General features: G+C 72.0%; 17 protein-coding genes. 6 read left to right on the forward strand and 11 right to left on the reverse strand.

The window, feature by feature from the left end; genetic code table 11:
* Positions 1 to 184: 184 nt before the first annotated feature.
* The gene (locus FHL79_RS19450) at positions 185 to 2,140 is read right to left on the reverse strand and encodes an FAD-binding monooxygenase (protein WP_246081015.1); all 1,956 of its coding nucleotides are present in this window, start codon (positions 2,138 to 2,140) and stop codon (positions 185 to 187) included.
* Positions 2,141 to 2,199: 59 nt separating this feature from the next.
* Here FHL79_RS19450 and FHL79_RS19455 point away from each other — a divergent pair, with 59 nt between their 5' ends.
* On the forward strand, positions 2,200 to 2,955 hold the full coding sequence (locus FHL79_RS19455) for an IclR family transcriptional regulator (RefSeq protein WP_138760226.1): 756 nt from the start codon (positions 2,200 to 2,202) through the stop codon (positions 2,953 to 2,955).
* Between the two features lie 351 nt (positions 2,956 to 3,306).
* Here the strand turns inward: FHL79_RS19455 and FHL79_RS19460 are convergent, their stop codons facing one another.
* Positions 3,307 to 3,624 carry a WhiB family transcriptional regulator gene (locus tag FHL79_RS19460; protein WP_439331134.1) on the reverse strand — a complete coding sequence of 106 codons (318 nt, stop codon included), beginning with the start codon at positions 3,622 to 3,624 and terminating at the stop codon, positions 3,307 to 3,309.
* Positions 3,625 to 4,060: 436 nt separating this feature from the next.
* Here FHL79_RS19460 and FHL79_RS19465 point away from each other — a divergent pair, with 436 nt between their 5' ends.
* Entirely contained in the window at positions 4,061 to 4,480 is a 420-nt protein-coding gene (locus FHL79_RS19465) for a cupin domain-containing protein (RefSeq protein ID WP_138760227.1), read from the forward strand.
* 271 nt (positions 4,481 to 4,751) lie between these two features.
* Here the strand turns inward: FHL79_RS19465 and FHL79_RS19470 are convergent, their stop codons facing one another.
* The 3 genes from FHL79_RS19470 to FHL79_RS19480 form a co-directional block, all read right to left on the reverse strand.
* Positions 4,752 to 6,263: a sugar porter family MFS transporter gene (locus FHL79_RS19470; protein ID WP_218938522.1), complete on the reverse strand. Its 1,512-nt coding sequence runs from the start codon at positions 6,261 to 6,263 to the stop codon at positions 4,752 to 4,754.
* 278 nt (positions 6,264 to 6,541) lie between these two features.
* Positions 6,542 to 7,042, reverse strand: a complete 501-nt coding sequence (locus tag FHL79_RS19475) for a hypothetical protein (protein WP_246081017.1) — start codon at positions 7,040 to 7,042, stop codon at positions 6,542 to 6,544.
* Positions 7,043 to 7,198: 156 nt separating this feature from the next.
* On the reverse strand, positions 7,199 to 7,609 hold the full coding sequence (locus FHL79_RS19480) for a hypothetical protein (protein ID WP_138760228.1): 411 nt from the start codon (positions 7,607 to 7,609) through the stop codon (positions 7,199 to 7,201).
* 215 nt (positions 7,610 to 7,824) lie between these two features.
* Between FHL79_RS19480 and FHL79_RS19485 the strand changes: the two genes are divergently transcribed.
* The 4 genes from FHL79_RS19485 (at position 7,825) to FHL79_RS19505 (ending at position 10,357) form a co-directional block, all read left to right on the forward strand.
* Positions 7,825 to 8,031 carry a hypothetical protein gene (locus FHL79_RS19485; protein ID WP_138760229.1) on the forward strand — a complete coding sequence of 69 codons (207 nt, stop codon included), beginning with the start codon at positions 7,825 to 7,827 and terminating at the stop codon, positions 8,029 to 8,031.
* Positions 8,032 to 8,378: 347 nt separating this feature from the next.
* On the forward strand, positions 8,379 to 8,960 hold the full coding sequence (locus FHL79_RS19495; RefSeq protein WP_171058253.1) for a TetR/AcrR family transcriptional regulator: 582 nt from the start codon (positions 8,379 to 8,381) through the stop codon (positions 8,958 to 8,960).
* Between the two features lie 44 nt (positions 8,961 to 9,004).
* Positions 9,005 to 9,373, forward strand: a complete 369-nt coding sequence (locus FHL79_RS19500) for a hypothetical protein (protein WP_138760231.1) — start codon at positions 9,005 to 9,007, stop codon at positions 9,371 to 9,373.
* 12 nt (positions 9,374 to 9,385) lie between these two features.
* Complete coding sequence (locus FHL79_RS19505) at positions 9,386 to 10,357, forward strand: NAD-dependent epimerase/dehydratase family protein (protein ID WP_138760232.1); 972 nt, start codon at positions 9,386 to 9,388, stop codon at positions 10,355 to 10,357.
* Between the two features lie 266 nt (positions 10,358 to 10,623).
* Here the strand turns inward: FHL79_RS19505 and FHL79_RS19510 are convergent, their stop codons facing one another.
* The 6 genes from FHL79_RS19510 to FHL79_RS19535 all read right to left on the reverse strand — a co-directional run bounded on the left by FHL79_RS19510 (position 10,624) and on the right by FHL79_RS19535 (position 16,349).
* A complete protein-coding gene (locus FHL79_RS19510) occupies positions 10,624 to 11,520 on the reverse strand; it encodes an SDR family oxidoreductase (protein WP_138760233.1) in 897 nt (298 codons plus the stop codon).
* A 208-nt stretch (positions 11,521 to 11,728) separates the two neighbouring features.
* Positions 11,729 to 12,043 carry a DUF3349 domain-containing protein gene (locus FHL79_RS19515; RefSeq protein WP_246081019.1) on the reverse strand — a complete coding sequence of 105 codons (315 nt, stop codon included), beginning with the start codon at positions 12,041 to 12,043 and terminating at the stop codon, positions 11,729 to 11,731.
* A gap of 276 nt (positions 12,044 to 12,319) precedes the next feature.
* A complete protein-coding gene (locus tag FHL79_RS19520; RefSeq protein WP_138760235.1) occupies positions 12,320 to 13,012 on the reverse strand; it encodes an IclR family transcriptional regulator in 693 nt (230 codons plus the stop codon).
* Positions 13,013 to 13,096: 84 nt separating this feature from the next.
* Entirely contained in the window at positions 13,097 to 14,299 is a 1,203-nt protein-coding gene (fahA, locus tag FHL79_RS19525) for a fumarylacetoacetase (RefSeq protein WP_138760236.1), read from the reverse strand.
* A complete protein-coding gene (locus FHL79_RS19530) occupies positions 14,296 to 15,147 on the reverse strand; it encodes a hypothetical protein (RefSeq protein WP_138760237.1) in 852 nt (283 codons plus the stop codon). Before FHL79_RS19530 ends, fahA begins: the two co-directional genes overlap by 4 nt.
* Positions 15,144 to 16,349 carry a homogentisate 1,2-dioxygenase gene (locus tag FHL79_RS19535; protein ID WP_138760238.1) on the reverse strand — a complete coding sequence of 402 codons (1,206 nt, stop codon included), beginning with the start codon at positions 16,347 to 16,349 and terminating at the stop codon, positions 15,144 to 15,146. Before FHL79_RS19535 ends, FHL79_RS19530 begins: the two co-directional genes overlap by 4 nt.
* Between the last annotated feature and the right edge of the window lie 90 nt (positions 16,350 to 16,439).

Raw genomic sequence — 16,439 nt, forward strand, 5'->3', positions numbered from 1 at the left:
CAACGCGGTCCGGACGACGACGTACCGGGGCGGACGACGGCGGACGCAGCCGCCCGCCGGGGCGACGACGTGCTGACCAGGATGGCGCCCGATGTCGGGCGCCACCGCGGCATCGGTCAGCCGGTCGCGCCGATCGCCGTCCACCGCCTCCTACTGCACCGCTGGTGGCACGCCGCCGACCAGGTCAGCGGACGTCGACCAGCACGCCGGCGAAGAAGTCGGCCAGCTCGTCGTGTGCGTGCAGGGGCAACACGGCGGCCACGTACTGGTCGGGGCGGACGAGCACCATGCAGCCCGCCGCCCGGTCGATGCCGCGGGCATCGAAGAGGTCGCCTGCCCGCGGATCGGGGCAGAAGACCTTCTCGTGGTCCACGAGCCCGAACCTGCCCTTCCTCGGCCGCAGCACAGGAGGGAGTTGATCGACGGCGACGGCGCGGTGCCCCTGCTGGTAGACGACCCGGACGTCGATGACGGAGTCGGGGTCGGCACCGACCGGGGTGAACCGGGCGACCGGTGACTTCTCCGCGGCCAGGAAGTCACACAGCGCCTGGGTGGGGGAGTCGGTCGAGGACGGATCGGCGGGGTCGGCGAAGACGTAGAGGCGCCAGGCGCCGTCGGCCCGGGCGGCGTGGCCCAGCTGTACGGGCTTCGCGTCGGCCAGCCGGATCGCGGGGGCGGAGTGGAAGCGCATGCCGATCGGGAAACCGGTGGCGAGGTGCTGGAACTCCGTCCCGGCGGTGATCATCGAGGGCGTGTACCGGGTCGCGACCCCGGCGGTGAAACGCCCCTGGGCGGCGAAGTACCGCTGGAACTCCGCCGGGTCCACGCCCTCGCCCTCGACGTCCCCGGAGTCCTTCGGGGGTGCGCTGAACATGGCGGCGAACTCGCGGTCGAAGTCGATGAGCTCCTGGGCGATGGCCTGTCGCTCGGCGGAGTAGGTGTGCAGCAGCTCCGGCCGGGCCGTGCCCCGCAGGACGCCGGCCAGCTTCCAGCCCAGGTTCCAGGCATCGGCCATGGACACGTTCATGCCCTGGCCGGCCTTGGCGCTGTGCGTGTGGCAGGCGTCGCCGGCGATGAACACCCGCGGCTGTCGGCTACCGACCTCGTCGGCAGGCACGTCGTCGAACCCGTCGCAGAGCCGCTGGCCGATCTCGTAGACCGACCACCAGCCGACCTCCTTCACGTCGATGCGGTACGGGTGGAGTACGCGGTTGGCGACGGCGGTCAGCTTCTCCGGCGTCACGCTGCGCTCGTCCAGCATCTCCCGGTCGTTGACCTGGTCCAGTTCGATGTAGAGGCGGACCAGGTAGCCCCCCTCGCGCGGGATGATCAGCAGGTTGCCCTGGTTGGCGGACAGGATGGCGCTCTTGAGCCGGATGTCGGGGAAGTCGGTGACGGCCAGGACGTCCATGACGCCCCAGGTCTGGTTCATCGGGTCGCCGACCAGTTCGCGGCCGATCGCCGTCCGGATGCTGCTGCGGGAGCCGTCGCAGCCGACGACGTACTTCGCCCGGACGGTGGAGGTGCGGCCGGTCTCGCTGCCGTCCTGCAGGTGCTGCAGGGTGACGGTGACCGGGTGCTCCGGGTCGGGCTCGGCATCGATGGTGAGGCTGGTCGCGTGCAGCCCGTAGGTCGGCGCCAGCTTGCTGGCCGAGCGCGCCATCGCGTCGCGGAGGTAGGCCAGCATCCGCGCCTGGTTGACGATGACGTGGGGGAACTCCGACAGCCCCTCCTCGACGTCGTCGATCCGGCCGGTCCGGATGATGCGCGCAGGCGCCTCCGGGTCCGGTCGCCAGAAGGACACCTCGTTGACCCAGTAGCCCTCGGCAACGAGCTGGTCGGCCAGCCCGAAGGCCTCGAACATCTCCACGGTGCGGCAGGCGACGCCGTCGGCCTGGCCGATCTCGAGGGGACCCTCGCGGCGGTCGATCACCAGGGTGGTGATCTCGGGGAACGCGGCCAGCTGCGCGGCCAGCACCAGTCCGGCCGGCCCGCACCCGACGATCAGGACGTCGACCTCGTCCGGTACGCCCGCGGGCCGGTCCGCCACGGAGGGATGTGGCTGCTCGACGAGCGGGTCCCCGGGGCGGTAGCCGTTGAGGTAGAACTGCACGTTCGCCTTCTCTCCCCGACGTGACATGGGATGCGCCTCGTTCGACGGTCTCGCGTCTCCTGCGCAGAGGGATAGCGTTTTCTGCCATGCAGAACAGGCCGACGTACACGGTGAGCTCAGTCGACTCGGCACTGCTGCTGGCGACCCTGCTCCAGCAGGAGGGGGCGATGCGGTTGACCGACGCCGCCGCCCGGGTCGGCATCTCCGTCTCGACCGCTCATCGGTTGCTCGGCACGCTGGTGTACCGGGACTTCGCCGAGCAGTTGTCGGACCGCCGGTACGGCCCCGGTCCGGTCCTGCGTCGGGGGGCGGTGCAGCAGGCGCCGGTCGCCGCCCTCCGGGAGATCGCCCTTCCGCACCTGCGGCGCCTCGTCGACGCGGTCGGTGAGACGGCCAACGTGCTGGTCCTGGCCGGCCCGGACGTCCGGTTCGTCGCCACCGTCGAGTGCGATCACGTGCTGCGGGTCGGCGACCGCACCGGCCGGGCACTGTCGGCGCACCTGACCTCCGGGGGCAAGGCGGTGCTCGCCACGCTCGACCCGCTCCAGCTGGCCGCGGTCCTCGCTCCGCTCGAGGCGGATGAGTCGAACGCGCTGGAGCGTGAGCTCCGCACGATTCGGCGTCGGGGCTTCGCCGTCAACGACGAGGCGACCGAGGCCGGGCTCACGGCCGTCGGGGTCGCCGTCCCGGCTGCCGGCGGGGTCGCCGAGGCCGCGTTGTCGGTGGCCGCGCCCACGGCTCGGTGCCCCCCAGACCGGCTGCCGGTCTGGGCAGCTGCTCTCACCGACGCGGCCGGCGCCATCGCGCACGACCTCGCAGTCGCGGTTCATCAGGCCGAATGACGCCGCGGCCCGGCGAGGCACGGTGCTGGACCTCGCCGGCGGTCCCACGGTCCGATGGGCGGCCGTACAGCAACCGGTACTGCAACGCGGCGTGAGCGACGGCGTGTCGGGGTGGTCGAGGGGTCGCAGGGTTCACATCCTCAGGGCGTCGACGGTCGTTCTGTCGACGCGGAGCAAAGCGTGCTGCCTCTTCCGGTGTCACCAGCATCCCATCGCTGGTCAGCGCGTCGCGCAGCACGTGCGGATCCCCCACAGCGTTCCTCCGGACGTGAGCCGGTCAGCCTCAGCCGGCCCACTGTCCGAGGAGGCGCATCCAGGTCGTCTGGGTGACAGCAGGAGGGAGCTACGGCCTCAACAGGGATCCGAGGGGTTGGCTCGTCCCACCGCGCCGTCCGCCCCTCGCCGCCTGAACCGGCGGCGCTCGCGGTCGGACAATCCACCCCAGACGCCGAAGCGCTCATCGTTGGCCAGGGCCGAACGTAGGCACTCGATCCTCACCAGGCACCTGCGGCAGATGTCCTTGGCGGCCCGGGTGGACTCGCCCTTCTCCGGGAAGAAGGCGTCAGGGTCGACCTCGGCGCAGAGGGCCCACTCACGCCAGTCGTCGAGTCGCCACACCATGATCCAGGCGACGGCTGCGAGCGCGAGGACTTCGGCGGTGATCCACATCAGTTTCCTGCCTGGATGCTGGTGAGGGACGGTCCCTGTGAGTTGCAGAGACCGGGAGGCATGGACGTTCTTCGCTCCAGTGGGACACGAGCATGTTCCTCGACTCGACGCCGTTTACAGCGTAAGCCGCCCGCGGAGCAGTTACCCCGACGCCCGGCCGTGCAATCGGAGGACGACGCCACGCTCACCGGCCGCGAGGTCTACGGCCCGGACCGGCTGCACGGCGCTCCGGCGAACCCCCTGGCGCGGCCGCCCGGGACCCGACGGGAGAACGCCTGCCCTCAGGACGGGAGCGGACGTCGCCGCGGACGGACGAGGAGGTCAGCGCCGGAGGAGTCGCTCCGGTGCCCGCCCGGCCCGAGGCGTGCGAACCGACCAGACTGTCGTCGCCGTCAGCACGTCTCCGGGCAGCCGCACCGAGAACGAGGAGAGCGCCATGCACCAGCAGCCGCAGGACGTCGCGACCATGGTCTTCGACTGGGGTTCCATCAAGTGGCTGGTCACGCCGGACACGGTGACCGACGCGACCTCGTCCTTCGGTGAGGTGGTCATCAACCCCGAGAAGGGCCACGAGCGCCATCTGCACCCGGACGCCGACGAGGTCCTCTACGTCATCGAGGGCACCGGGCGCCAGACGGTCGGCGACGCGCCCGAGTTCGACATCGCCGCAGGCGACGCCATCTGGGTCGCCAAGGGCACCATGCACTCCACCTTCAACACCGGCTGGAAGCCGTTGCGCCTGATCGCCGCCTACACCCCCGGGGGCGAGGAGAACGCCTTGCGGGGACTGCCCGGGTTCGTGGAACTGCCGGCCGGTACCAATCCCACGTGGTCACCCGGCGCGGCCCGTGGCTGAGATCGAGGACCAGCGACCGGGCGCGCCGGTACCGGCTGCTCGGCGCAGTTCCCGCCGGCGCCGGTCCTCCGCTGCACGTCGACCGAGGAGTCCTCGTCCCCGGCGCCACGGCGACACCCGGGTCACCGGGCCGAGGTACGGATCGGCCGCTTCCTGGCCGCAACGCCGAGGGGTACGGAGTCCGGCCGCCAGGGACGCGTGACCGATCCCCACGGGCGTCGACGACGGGAGGCAGCCACCTGAGTCCCCCGGTCCGCGGCCGTGGGGGCTGTCAGCCCGTCGCGTCCGGGACCGGCCGGCGGCCGGAGGCCCCGGGATCCTGGGAGGGGCCGCGGAAGTCAGCGGGCCGGAAGCGCCCCTCGGACAGCCGCTTCTCGATCTGCTCCAGGCTGCGGCCGGTGAGCTCGGGCATGCGCCGGTAGAGGAAGACGAACCCGGCGACGTTGAACGCGGCGTACAGCCAGAAGGTCTGGCCGGTGCCGATCGTCTCGATGAGGGTCAGCAACGTCAGGGTGATCAGCAGGTTCGTGCCCCACAGCGAAGCCGACTGTGCCGCGGCGCCGGCCTCGCGGGTGGCCAGCGGGTAGATCTCCGAGCCGGTCAGCCAGCCCATGAGCTGGATGCCGCCGGCGGTGAAGGCCATGAACGCGATCAGCGTGGCGATGATGTACGGCACCTGTGCCTTGCCGTCGTGGCCGGTGACGAAGAAGGTGCCCAGCACGATGAGCGACACGGCTGCGCCCGGCAGCGTCACCAGAGTCAGTCGGCGTCGGCCGACGCGGTCGATGATGGCCAGCCCGATGAGCTGGGTGACCAGGTAGGTCACACCGAGGGCGACCGACACCCGCAGCGCCGCGGAGTCGGAGAAGCCGTTGTCGGTGAGGATCGTCGGGGAGTAGTAGACGATCATCTCGATGCCCGACAGCTGGGTGAAGATCGCCAGCCCGCACCCGACGATCAGTGCGGGACGCACCCAGGGCTTGCGCAGGCCACGCCACCCACGGGTGCTCGCCTCCTGCTCGGCCTCGACCAGCTCCTCGATGTCGCGCAGCTCGCCGGACACGTCCCTGCCGTGCGGACGCACGCGCTCGAGCGCCTCCCGCGCGCGGTCCTCCTGACCGTCCTTGACCAGCCAGCGCGGGCTGTCGGGCAGGCGCAGCATGAGCCCGAACATCAGCGCGCTGGGAACGACGGCCGCGCCGATCGACAGCCGCCAGTCGACGCCCTCGCTCGCACCGACGAGGGTGGCGATGACGATGCCGACGCCGATGGCTATCTGGAAGAAGAGCACCAGGCGGCCGCGGTACCTGCTCGGGGCCAGTTCGGCGACGAACACCGGGGCGGTCTGCGTGGCGCCGCCGACAGCGAAGCCGAGCACCACGCGGGCCAGTGAGAGCGTGATCGGGTTCGGGGCGAGGGCCGCCGACAGCGACCCGACGACGAACACCGCGGCGACGATGAGCAGCGTCGTGCGCCGGCCGCGTGCCTCGCTCAGCCGACTGCACACGAGCGCGCCGATCACCGCGCCGGCCAGGATCGAGGCTGCGATCACCTGCTCCCACCCGCTGCCGATGCCGAACTCAGCGCCGATCTGCAGCAGGGCCCCGGAGATGATCCCGGTGTCGTAGCCGTAGAGCAGACCCGAGATCGCGGACACCAGCGCCACGACCACGACGGCACCGGTGAGCCCGCCGCCGTCGTCCCGCGCCTGGTCGGTACCTGCCGCGTCGGGACGTGCTCCCGACCGCCCGTCGAGCTCGGTCATCTGTTCTCCCAGGTCCATCGCGCTCCTCGCGTGGACTCCGCGGCGCGTCCGCCACGCTACGGCCGCTCCCGGCAGGCCGCCTGACAAGAGCCGGGACGAGACCCCGTGGCCGGGGCCGTGGGATGGCAGGTCCAGCTCCTGCCGGCCCGACGGCGAGACCGCAGGTCAGGAGCGGGTCGTCCGACATCGGGCGGCCCGTCCTGTACGCGGCAGGCGGGGAGGCGGCGTCGGGACGAGAGAGCGCTGCAGGCCGGGGACCCCGGAGCAACGCACGCCCCGCCGGCTGACGGCTCGTCCTACGAGCCGATGCGCTCATAGGTCAGCTGCAGGTCGTCCTCCCAGGGGCCGCACTCCCGCGACATGGTGCCCTTGGCGTCGAGCCGGCTGCCATCGCCGGCAACGGTGACGACCATGCGCTGGGCGAACCCCGCCTCGTCGCGGTACCAGGACACCTCGCCGTCGCCCACCTCGACGGTGTACCGGCGGGAGACGTCCCGTTCGTCGAAGTAGATCATCGTGAAGGTGCCGGCGGCGTCGTCCGAGCCGATCACCGCCACGCCGCTGGGTATCCCCGGCTCGTCGATCTCAGAGCGCATCAGCACGAAGGCGCCGCCCTCGTGCCACGCGAACGACGTACGGCCGTGGAAGGTCGTCCCTGGCGCCAGCGGATGCGTGCCGGTGGTGCGCCAGTCGCCCAGCAGCGGCGCCAGCGGTTGCAGTGCTGGGTTGGGTCGCTGCGCTTCCGAGCCGATCGGTGTCGTCATCCACAGGATGGTCCCAGGGCGCGGGCCGATCACGTCGCCTTCACAGCGCGGCTGCCGAGGCGGCCCGTCACGCCGCGATGGGAGGTCGGGCGCGCTGCCCGCTCCAGCAACCGGTGCAGCAACGCGGTGACGGCAGGGACTTCGCGGCCGAGCACGGCACAGCTCCGGACCTCGGGCGCGGCCGGGCCGTCAGGGTGAGGTCGAAGAACTCGCCAGGGCCGGCGCGAGCTGGAGTTGGTAGCGGCGCCGGCGGCCGGTGTCGTGGTCCAGGAGTTCGACGATGCCGTCGCCACCGGCCAGGACGTCGAAGGTGTGGCCGGTGGAGTAGTCCAGGCCGGTGAACGTCCCGCCGGGCTGGGTGGTGAGCGTGAGGTGACGCATCGTGTCCTGGTGGAACAACCACAACGGCCCGTGCGCGACGGCCCGTCCGGTGATGAGACAGGACGTCTCCAGGTCGGTGAGGGCCACCCGATCAGCCTGCACGTCCCCGGCGAACCGCCAGCGGACCCCGCTGACCCGGTCGACCATCGCCCCGGCGTGCTGAGCGGTCACCAGTCGCCCGGCGACGTAGGCGGCTGCCCGTGCTGTCGCCTCGATCATGGGTCGAGCTCCCTTCGGTGTCCCCCCGCACGTCCACAGTGGGGCAGTGCGGGTGAACGCGGCGGTGGTCCTTGCATGAACCCTGGGGGGACGGTGCGGTCCCATGTCGACGAGCCCGCCTGGCGCCGCACCGTCCGGGGTCGTCGGCCAACGGCCTGCGGCGAGGTGGGACGAGACGCGGGTGACGACGCTGGCTGCCGGCCCAAGACGGCTACGTGTACGTGATCCAGGACGCCGACCGGGCCGGAGGTGCGGTCGGCATGACCTGGGTCGACGACCCCGTCTCCAAGGTCGCGAGCATCACCACGCGCGGCGTGCGGCCGGTCGACGTCGAGGAGCACGACCAGGTGTGGGAGTACGTCTTCCATGAAGCCGACGGCAAGGAGATCGGGATCGGTGGTGACATCTCGTCGTCGGGATGAACCAGCGCGGGAGGACGGACGAGTCGGCCTGTACGCCGGAGCAGCCGTCCTCGGTGTCGAGGCCCACGACGCGCTGCGCGGTGGTGGCACCCTCGTCGTGCTGGTCGCTCCGGTTGTCCCGCCACCCATCCGACGGACCCGCAGGCAGTGCGGGCTCACCGACTGTCCAGCAGGGCGGCTCACGCGGCCGCGTCGTCCTGCAGCCCTGACCTCACGGCTGGCCACCGTTCCCGGTCGGGACGTCGCAGGCAGGCTTGCGGGCGCGAGGGCTTCGTCAGTAACGTAAGTAAGCACTTACTCCACCGTGGAGGGGCCCGGTGATGGACGTGCCGTCGCCTCGATCCCGCGTGCTGACCGCGGCGATGGGGTTGTTCGGGCGGCAGGGCTACGTCGGGACGTCCGTGTCGCAGATCGAGGCAGCGGCCGGGCTGTCACCCGGCTCCGGGGCCCTGTTCCGACACTTCTCGTCGAAGCGAGCGCTGCTCGAGGCGGGGATCGACCGAGCGGTGTCCACGGGTGCCGAACTGTCTTCGCTCCTGGGCGACGCGACGGCGCTCGCCGGCCTGCCGCTGGAGGAGCGCCTGCTGATCGTCGCCCGAGCCGGTCTCGCCCGCTTGGAGCAGCAGCAGGACCTCAACCGACTGGTGCTCCGCGACCTGACCCGGTTCCCGGATCTGCTGGAACGGGTGCGCGACCGGGAGATCGGGCGCACCTTCGAGGGGTTCTCGCTGTGGTTGCGCCACCAGCCCGAAGCGAGCGACGGCGCCGACTGGGATGCCGTCGCCATGGTCCTCATGGGTGCAGTCACCCACTACTGGATCATGGTGGACACCTTCGGCTCCCATCCGTCTGGACTCGACGCGGAGCGCTACCTGGGCGCGGCGGCCGGTCTCGCCGCGGCCCTGGTCAGGAGCGGGGCGACCCCGTGAGAGCCGCGACGCGTTCCAGGCACGAGTCGTGGGGGACCCTCGCGTTGGTCGCGGTCTGCGGCATCGCGATGGGGGCTTTCGGTGCGTGGGCACTCCTGGCGCCCGCGTCCTTCGCCGATGCCATCGACTTCCCACCTGCCAACGAACACCTCCTCCACGACGTCGGCGCCTTCCAGCTCGGGATCGCGGCCACCCTGCTGTCGGCGGTGCTGGTCGAGGACAGCGTGACGGTGGCGTTGATCGGCTTCCTGACCGCCGACGTCATCCACACCGTCAACCACCTCACTGACCTGACCCTCGGCGGGCACGCCACCGACGCGCTCCTGCTGGGCGCGCTCGCCGTCGTCGCGTTCGGCGCACTGCTGCTCCGCCTGCGGTCGGACCGACCGTCGAACCAGACCGACGAGGAGTGAGAGGGGATTGCGATGAAGGTCGTGATCGCCGGGGCGACCGGCGCTGTGGGCGCTCCGTTGGCACTCGTGCTGCACGCGGCGGGTCACGAGGTCATCGGCGTCAGCCGGAGCGAGCAGTCGGCGCGCCGGTTCGCAGCTGTGTGGACGAAGGCGATCGTGGCCGACGCGCTCGACCGTGATGCGCTGCTGGCCGCGGCGCGAGGCGTCCGAGCGGATGTCGTCGTGCACGAACTGACCGCGATCGACGGGTTCCCGGCTCGCCACCGAGATCTCGACCCGACGAACCGGCTCCGGATGGAGGGCACGAGGAACCTCCTCGCTCTCGCCGAGCAGGTCGGCGCCACCCGCATCGTCACCCAGTCGTTCTTCGGTGGATACGGCTACCGCGACCACCGGCCGGCGCTGGACGGCGACGGCCGCATCACCGAGAGCGCCCCCTTCGCAGTCGAGGACCCCGACCCACGGCTGGAGCGGATCATCGCTGCGCTCCGGGAGGCCGAGCAGCTGACGCTGAGCACCCGTGGCCTGGACGGCGTCGCACTGCGCTATGGCGCCCTCTACGGCGGCAGCAGCCTGGAGCTGATGGTCGCGTTGCTGCGCAAGCGCCGGCTGCCGGTACCCAGGGGCGGCGGCGGGGTGCTGCCCTTCCTGTACCTGCCCGACGCCGCCACGGCCACCGCCGCGGCGATCGAGCACGGTGCAGCGGGTCAGGCCTACAACGTCTGCGACGACCGCCCCGAGCAGTGGGGCACCTTCCTGGACGAAGCCGCCCGCACGTTCGCTGCGCCCCGTCCGATGCGGGCGCCGAGCTGGGTGTTCGGTCTGCTCGCTCCCTACGGCCGCGCCTTCATGACCTCCTCGATCCCGATGTCCAACGCCAAGCTCGAGCGCGACACCGGCTGGACACCCGCGGCGCCGACCATCCGGGACGGCCTCGAGGCCGCACGAGCCGCCACGACGACGACCAGTGGCAGCGCCGGATGACTCCTGCCACCCGCGCACCGGTCGCATGGGGTGGACGCCGAGGGCGCGCCCGATGACCGGGGCTCGCGGGCCCGGAGTCGCCGCCATGGGCGTCGGCGCAGGAGCGGGGAGCGTGGCCGGGACGGCGATCGGGTCCCGGTCCCCGCTGAGGTGGGCGAGCAGCCGCTGCGACGGATCACCGACCCGATCGTCGTGCCGCCCCCGACGCACTTCCTCCCGCCGGGCAGGAAGGACCCCGTCGAGCCTCCCTGCCCGGCCGGACGGGCTCAGGGCATCGGCATCCCGCCGGTGACGCCGATGCGCTCACCGGTGATGTAGCTGGACTCCTGAGAGGCCAGGAAGACGTAGGCGGGAGCCAGCTCGGCCGGCTGACCGGCGCGGCCGATGGGCGTGTCGGAGCCGAAGGAGCCGACCTGCTCGGCCGGCATGGTCGCCGGGATCAGCGGGGTCCAGATCGGGCCCGGGGCGACGGTGTTGACCCGGATCCCCTTCGGCCCGAGCTCCTGCGCCAGGCCCTTGGTGAACGTGAGCAGCGCACCCTTGGTGGAGGCGTAGTCCAACAGCGCAGGCGTGGGCTCGTAGGCCTGGATCGACGTGGTGATGATGATGGCCGAGCCCGGCTGCATCTGCCGGACAGCGGCCTTGCACAGCCAGAAGGTGGCGAACACGTTCGTGTAGTAGGTCCGCAGCAGCTGTTCGGTGCTGAGGTCCTCGATGCCCCCGATCGTCATCTGGTAGGCCGCGTTGCTCACCAGGACGTCCAGACCGCCGAGTTCGGAGACGGTGCGCGCGACCAGGTCCTGGCAGAAGGCCTCGTCGCGGAGGTCGCCGGGTGCGGTCACCACGGTGCGCCCGGCGTCCCGGACCACGCCGGCGGTCACCTGCGCGTCGTCCTCCTCCTCGGGCAGGTACGAGATGACGACGTCGGCGCCCTCGCGGGCGTAGGCCAGCGCCACGGCCCGGCCGATGCCGGAGTCGCCCCCGGTGATGAGCGCCCGCTTGCCCTCGAGCCTGCCGCTGCCCCGGTAGCTCGACGCGCCGTAGTCCGGCTCGAGGTCCATGTCGGATTCCAGGCCGGGGTGTTCGATCTGCTGCGCGGGCAGCGCGTCGGGCTGCACGTGCTGCGAGGTCGGGTCCTGGGTGGAGTACTGGTCCTGGCTCATCGGAGGTCCTCTCGCTGCGGGGGTGACACCGGGTCGGTGCTACCCACTCGCGGCGCCGGCAGACCGGGACCCGGCACCGGGGTGTCCAGCGGTGTCCGCCCGCCGCAGGGACCGTGGGCTCACCGCCGTCCCGTTGTGCACGGCGTTCCCCGGCGGTGCGGCGCGGCTGGGTACCAGGCAGCCCGCCATTGAGACCCGGCGCCGGCGCTCAGTGGTCGGGGTCGTCGGCGAGCGGCCAGCCGCCTGCGGCCAGGTGCGAGGAGACGCGGGCGACGTCACCCGCTGCGGGGGTGTCGAGGGTGGCCTCGTTGATCAGCCGTTCGACGTCGGTGCTGCTGATCTCCTCGCCCTGCCCGGCGAGGCCGGCGAGCTCGGCGGCGATCTGGTGGACCTCGACGTCGGTCAGCTTGCGCTTCAGCAGGCCGAGCAGGGCCACGTAGTCCTGCCTGGGGACGCCGGCGGGGTAGCCGGCGCGCAACCAGTCCACGACCCGGCTGGCGAGGTTGGTGCTGGGGGTGGTCACGTCAGCTCCGCTCAGGACTTGTCGACGATGGTGGGCAGGACGTGCTCGAAGCTCAGCGTCTTGCCCGAAGCCGGTGGCGACGATGAACGTGATGCCCATCGGCGCACGCTGGGCCGACACCCGAGATGGTGGCTTCGGCCAACTGTTCGGCTGGGGTTCACCACGTCGCCGCCGGTCTCGACCATGCCCCGGGGTCGCCGCTCCGGCGACCACCCGCGCGGTGTCTGCGCTCGTCGGGCTGCCGGTCCGAGCGGACCGCGTCGGTCGGGCGGCCGGTCAGCGCAGGCTGGCGGTGACCCGCGCTGCGGCCGCGACGACAGCGCGCCCGATCGCCTCCATGTCCGCGTCCTGGTCGACGAAGACCACCGCGAGCGCGGCTCGGGCGCCCCCGTCCGGGCCCAGTACGGGCGCCGCTATGGACCGGATCCCGGGGATCACCTCGCCGTGCGAACTCGCCCAGCCGCGCCGGCGTGCCTCCTGGAGAGCCGCTCGATCGTCGGTCGCAGGCGTCCCGGGCATCAGCAGGGCCAGGCCGGGTGCGCCACGGCCGACCGGGTGGCGGGTACCGGGGCGGTACGTGACGTGTGCCGGGGTGTCCTGCGGTTCGACGCTGGTCACGGTGACCGCTTCGTCCCCGGCGCGGACGACCACGAACGCGGTCATGCCCAGTTCCGTCGTGAGCGCGTTCAGTCGGGGCAGAGCCGCGGCAGTCAGGTCGGTACGGACCCCCCGGGACAGCGCCGCGATGCCGAGGCCCAGTCCGTAGTGACCGATGGCGTCGCGCTCGACGAGCTCGTGGTCCTCGAGCGTGCGCAGCAGCCGGTAGGTGATCGAGCGGTGCAGGTCGAGTGCCCGGCCGATCTCGGTCACCGCCTGCGGGGACCCCGCGCTCGCCAGGTGCTCGAGGATGCGGATGCCGCGGTCCAGCGTCTGTGACTGCGGAGCACCCGTGCCGTCCTCTGCCGACATCGCCGTCCTCTCAGGTCCGAGTTCTCAGCCTAGGCGGCGGGATCTCGACGGGCTCCGCCGTTGATCACCAGCGGCACCGCGCGTTCAACGGGCCGGCTCCACCCGGCCGGTGACCTCGCCGAAGCTGAGGCGGCTGCCGTCGGGGCCGGGCGCGGTGGCGGTGATCACGACGACGTCGCCGTCGTCGAGGAAGGTGCGGGTGGTGCCGTCGGCGAGGGTGATCGGCTCTGCGCCGCCCCAGGACAGCTCGATGAACGAACCGCGCTCGTGTGTGCCGGGACCGGAGACGGTGCCCGACGCGTACAGGTCGCCGGTGCGCAGCGAGGCGCCGTTGACGGTCAGGTGCGCCAGTTGCTGGGCCGGGGTCCAGTACATCTCCCGGAACGGCGGCGAGCTGAGCAGCTCCCCGTTGAGCCGGACCTCCAGCGCGATGTCCAGGCCCCAGGGGTCGTCGTCGTCGCGGAGGTAGCGCAACGGCTGCGGATCGCGGGGCGGCGGGGCAACGCGCGCTGCCCCGAGGGCCGCCAGCGGCACCACCCAGGGCGCGATCGAGGTGAGGAAGGACTTGCCGAGGAAGGGGCCCAGTGGCACGTACTCCCAGGCCTGCAGGTCCCGGGAGGACCAGTCGTTGACCAGGCACACGCCGAAGACGTGGTCGGGGAACCGGCGCAGGGGCACCGCCGCGCCGAGATCGGAGCCGACGCCGACGACGAACCCGACCTCGGCCTCGATGTCGAGGCGCTGGGACGGCCCGAAGGTGGGCGCGTCCTCGGTCGGGTCCTTGCGCTGACCGCACGGCCGGACGACGGGGGTGCCGGAGACGGCCACGGTGCCGGCCCGCCCGTGGTAGCCGATGGGCAGGTGCTTCCAGTTCGGGGTGAGCGCTGCGGAGTCCGGCCGGAACATCCTGCCGAGGTTCTCGGCGTGGTGCTGCGAGCTGTAGAAGTCGACGTAGTCGGCGACCTCGATCGGCAGGTGCATCGTCACCTGGTCCCGCGGCACCAGGTTCGGCTCGACGGTACGGCGGTGCACAGGGTCGGAGAACCACTCGGTCAGCCGAGTGCGCAGCGCCGCCCATGCCGCGGGGCCCGTGGCCATGAAGGCGTTCAGCGTGCCCGTGGCGTGAAGGGGGTCACCGGTGGCGGCGGCCAGGTCCAGCACGTGGTCGCCGATGCCCACACCGGTGCGCGGACCGCTCCCGGAGGTGGAGAAGATGCCGTAGGGGAGGTTGGCCGGCCCGAAGCCGGTGTCCGGAGGCAGGCCGAGCCAACTGGTGGACGCCGTCATGCGCGGATCCGTTCTCGTGAGGACAGCAGGCCGAGGCCGACGAGGTCATCGATCGGCTCGAGCACGCTGCAGGTGCCGAAGGACGTGAAGACGCCGCGCGCTCGGGCGATCCGGTCGGCGGGCCACGTCCGTGCTGCGGCCGCCAGGACCGGTCCGTCGTCCTGGCTGAGCCAGTCGACGGCGGCCGGCACGGGCGACCCGCCCGCCAGGGCGTCGACTGCCGCCAGCACGTTGAGGAACCCGTGGTGCTGGAAGCCGGTTGCCGGGTCGGTGTGCCGCACGGCGTGGTGCAGTCCGGCGGTGCACTTGACGGGCACGCCGCGGCTGATGCACGCGTCCAGGGCGTCGGCCAGCTCGGAGGGCGAGGGGAAGAGATCGGCACGGAGTCCACCGGTGCGCAGCTTCGCCCGGTGTCCGGAGCCGGCGAGCACGTCGAGGACGTCGTCCCGGGCCCCGGTCCAGGGCACCTCGACGGCGGCCGGGACGCCGGCGGCGACCCCGTCGGCCAGCGCACGGACGGCGGCCCGGGCGCCGGCCACATCCGCGACCAGGGAGACCTCCACCCCGGCGAGCTGCAGTCGCTCGTCAGCGGTGACCCGCGCCGCGGCGGCCGGCAGGTCGCCGGCCGCTGCGATCAACGAGACGGCGAACGGCTCGTCACCGGGCAGATGCGCCACCAGCTCGTCCAACCTGGCGGCGGGCACGACGAAGGGCCCGACCAGTCGGCCCGGTCGGGAGCGCAGCTCCCGGTGGGCCGGCACCGCCGCGGCCATCGGCGCGTCCCCCGGCGGGAAGAGCGCGGCGTCGTCGAACAGCCCGGTGAACAGGCCGACGATCGGCTCCTTCATGCCGAGGGCCCACGCCCGGACCAGGACCAGGCGTACTTCCCGTCGTCTGAGGCGATGCCGGCCTCCCCGAGGTCCAGCGGCCGGAAGGTGTCGACCATGACGGCCGTCTCGTCGAAGTACTCGACGCCCAGGGACCGCTCGACCGCGCCGGGCTGCGGGCCGTGGGAGTGCCCACCCGGGTGGACCGAGATGGACCCCTTGCCGATGCCCGAGCCCTTGCGTGCCTCGTAGTCGCCGGCGACGTAGAACATGATCTCGTCGGAGTCGACGTTGGAGTGGTAGTAGGGCACCGGCACGGCCAGCGGGTGGTAGTCGACCTTGCGGGGCACGAAGTTGCAGATGACGAAGTTGGTTCCCTCGAAGACCTGGTGCACCGGTGGGGGCTGGTGGACCCGCCCGGTGATCGGCTCGTAGTCGGCGATGTTGAACGCGTAGGGGTAGAGGCAGCCGTCCCAGCCCACGACGTCGAACGGGTGCTCAGGCACGACGTGCACGGTGCCGGTGAGCCCGCCGGGTCCGTTGCCGCGGTGCTTGACGTACACCTCGACGTCGGTGCCCTCGCCCAGCAGCGGCTCGGCGGGGGCGCGCAGGTCTCGCTCGCAGTAGGGGGCGTGCTCGAGGAACTGCCCGTACTTGGACAGGTACCGCCTGGGCGGGGCGATGTGCGAGTTGGCCTCGACGGCGTAGCTGCGCAGCGGCTCGCTGCCGGTGGGCACCCAGCGGTGCGTGGTGGCCCGCGGGACGATCACGTAGTCGCCGGGGCCGACGTCGAGCGCGCCGAAGACGGTTTCCACCGTCGCCTGGCCGGCTTCCACGTAGACGCACTCGTCGCCGGTCGCGTTGCGGTAGTACGGGCTGGTCAGTGACGAGACGGCGTAGGAGATCCGGACATCGCCGTTGCCGAGCACCAGGCGGCGCCCGGTGACGGCGTCGACCGCCTTGTGCTCCTCGCCCGGGAAGAGGTCGTGCAGCTTCAGGTGCCGGGGCACCAGCGGGGCGTTGGGGGTGAGGGTCTGGTCGGGGAGCTCCCAGGGCCGGGCGTCGACCAGCGCCGAGGGGATGCCGGAGTGGTACAGCAGCGAGGAGTCGAAGGAGAAGCCCTCCTCGCCCATCAGTTCCTCGGCGTACAGCGCGCCGTCGGGACGGCGGTGCTGGGTGTGCCGCTTGGGCGGGACGCTGCCCACCTGCCGGTAGAACGCCATGAGAGTGCCTCCTCTGGTGGTTCTCGGCCTTCGGCGCCGAAGGCCGAGATGGGGTGCGGCTAGGCAGGGAGGGGAGCGGGGACGGGGCAG

The sequence above is a fragment of the Modestobacter altitudinis genome (genome assembly GCF_005930475.1).
GTDB lineage: Bacteria > Actinomycetota > Actinomycetes > Mycobacteriales > Geodermatophilaceae > Modestobacter > Modestobacter altitudinis.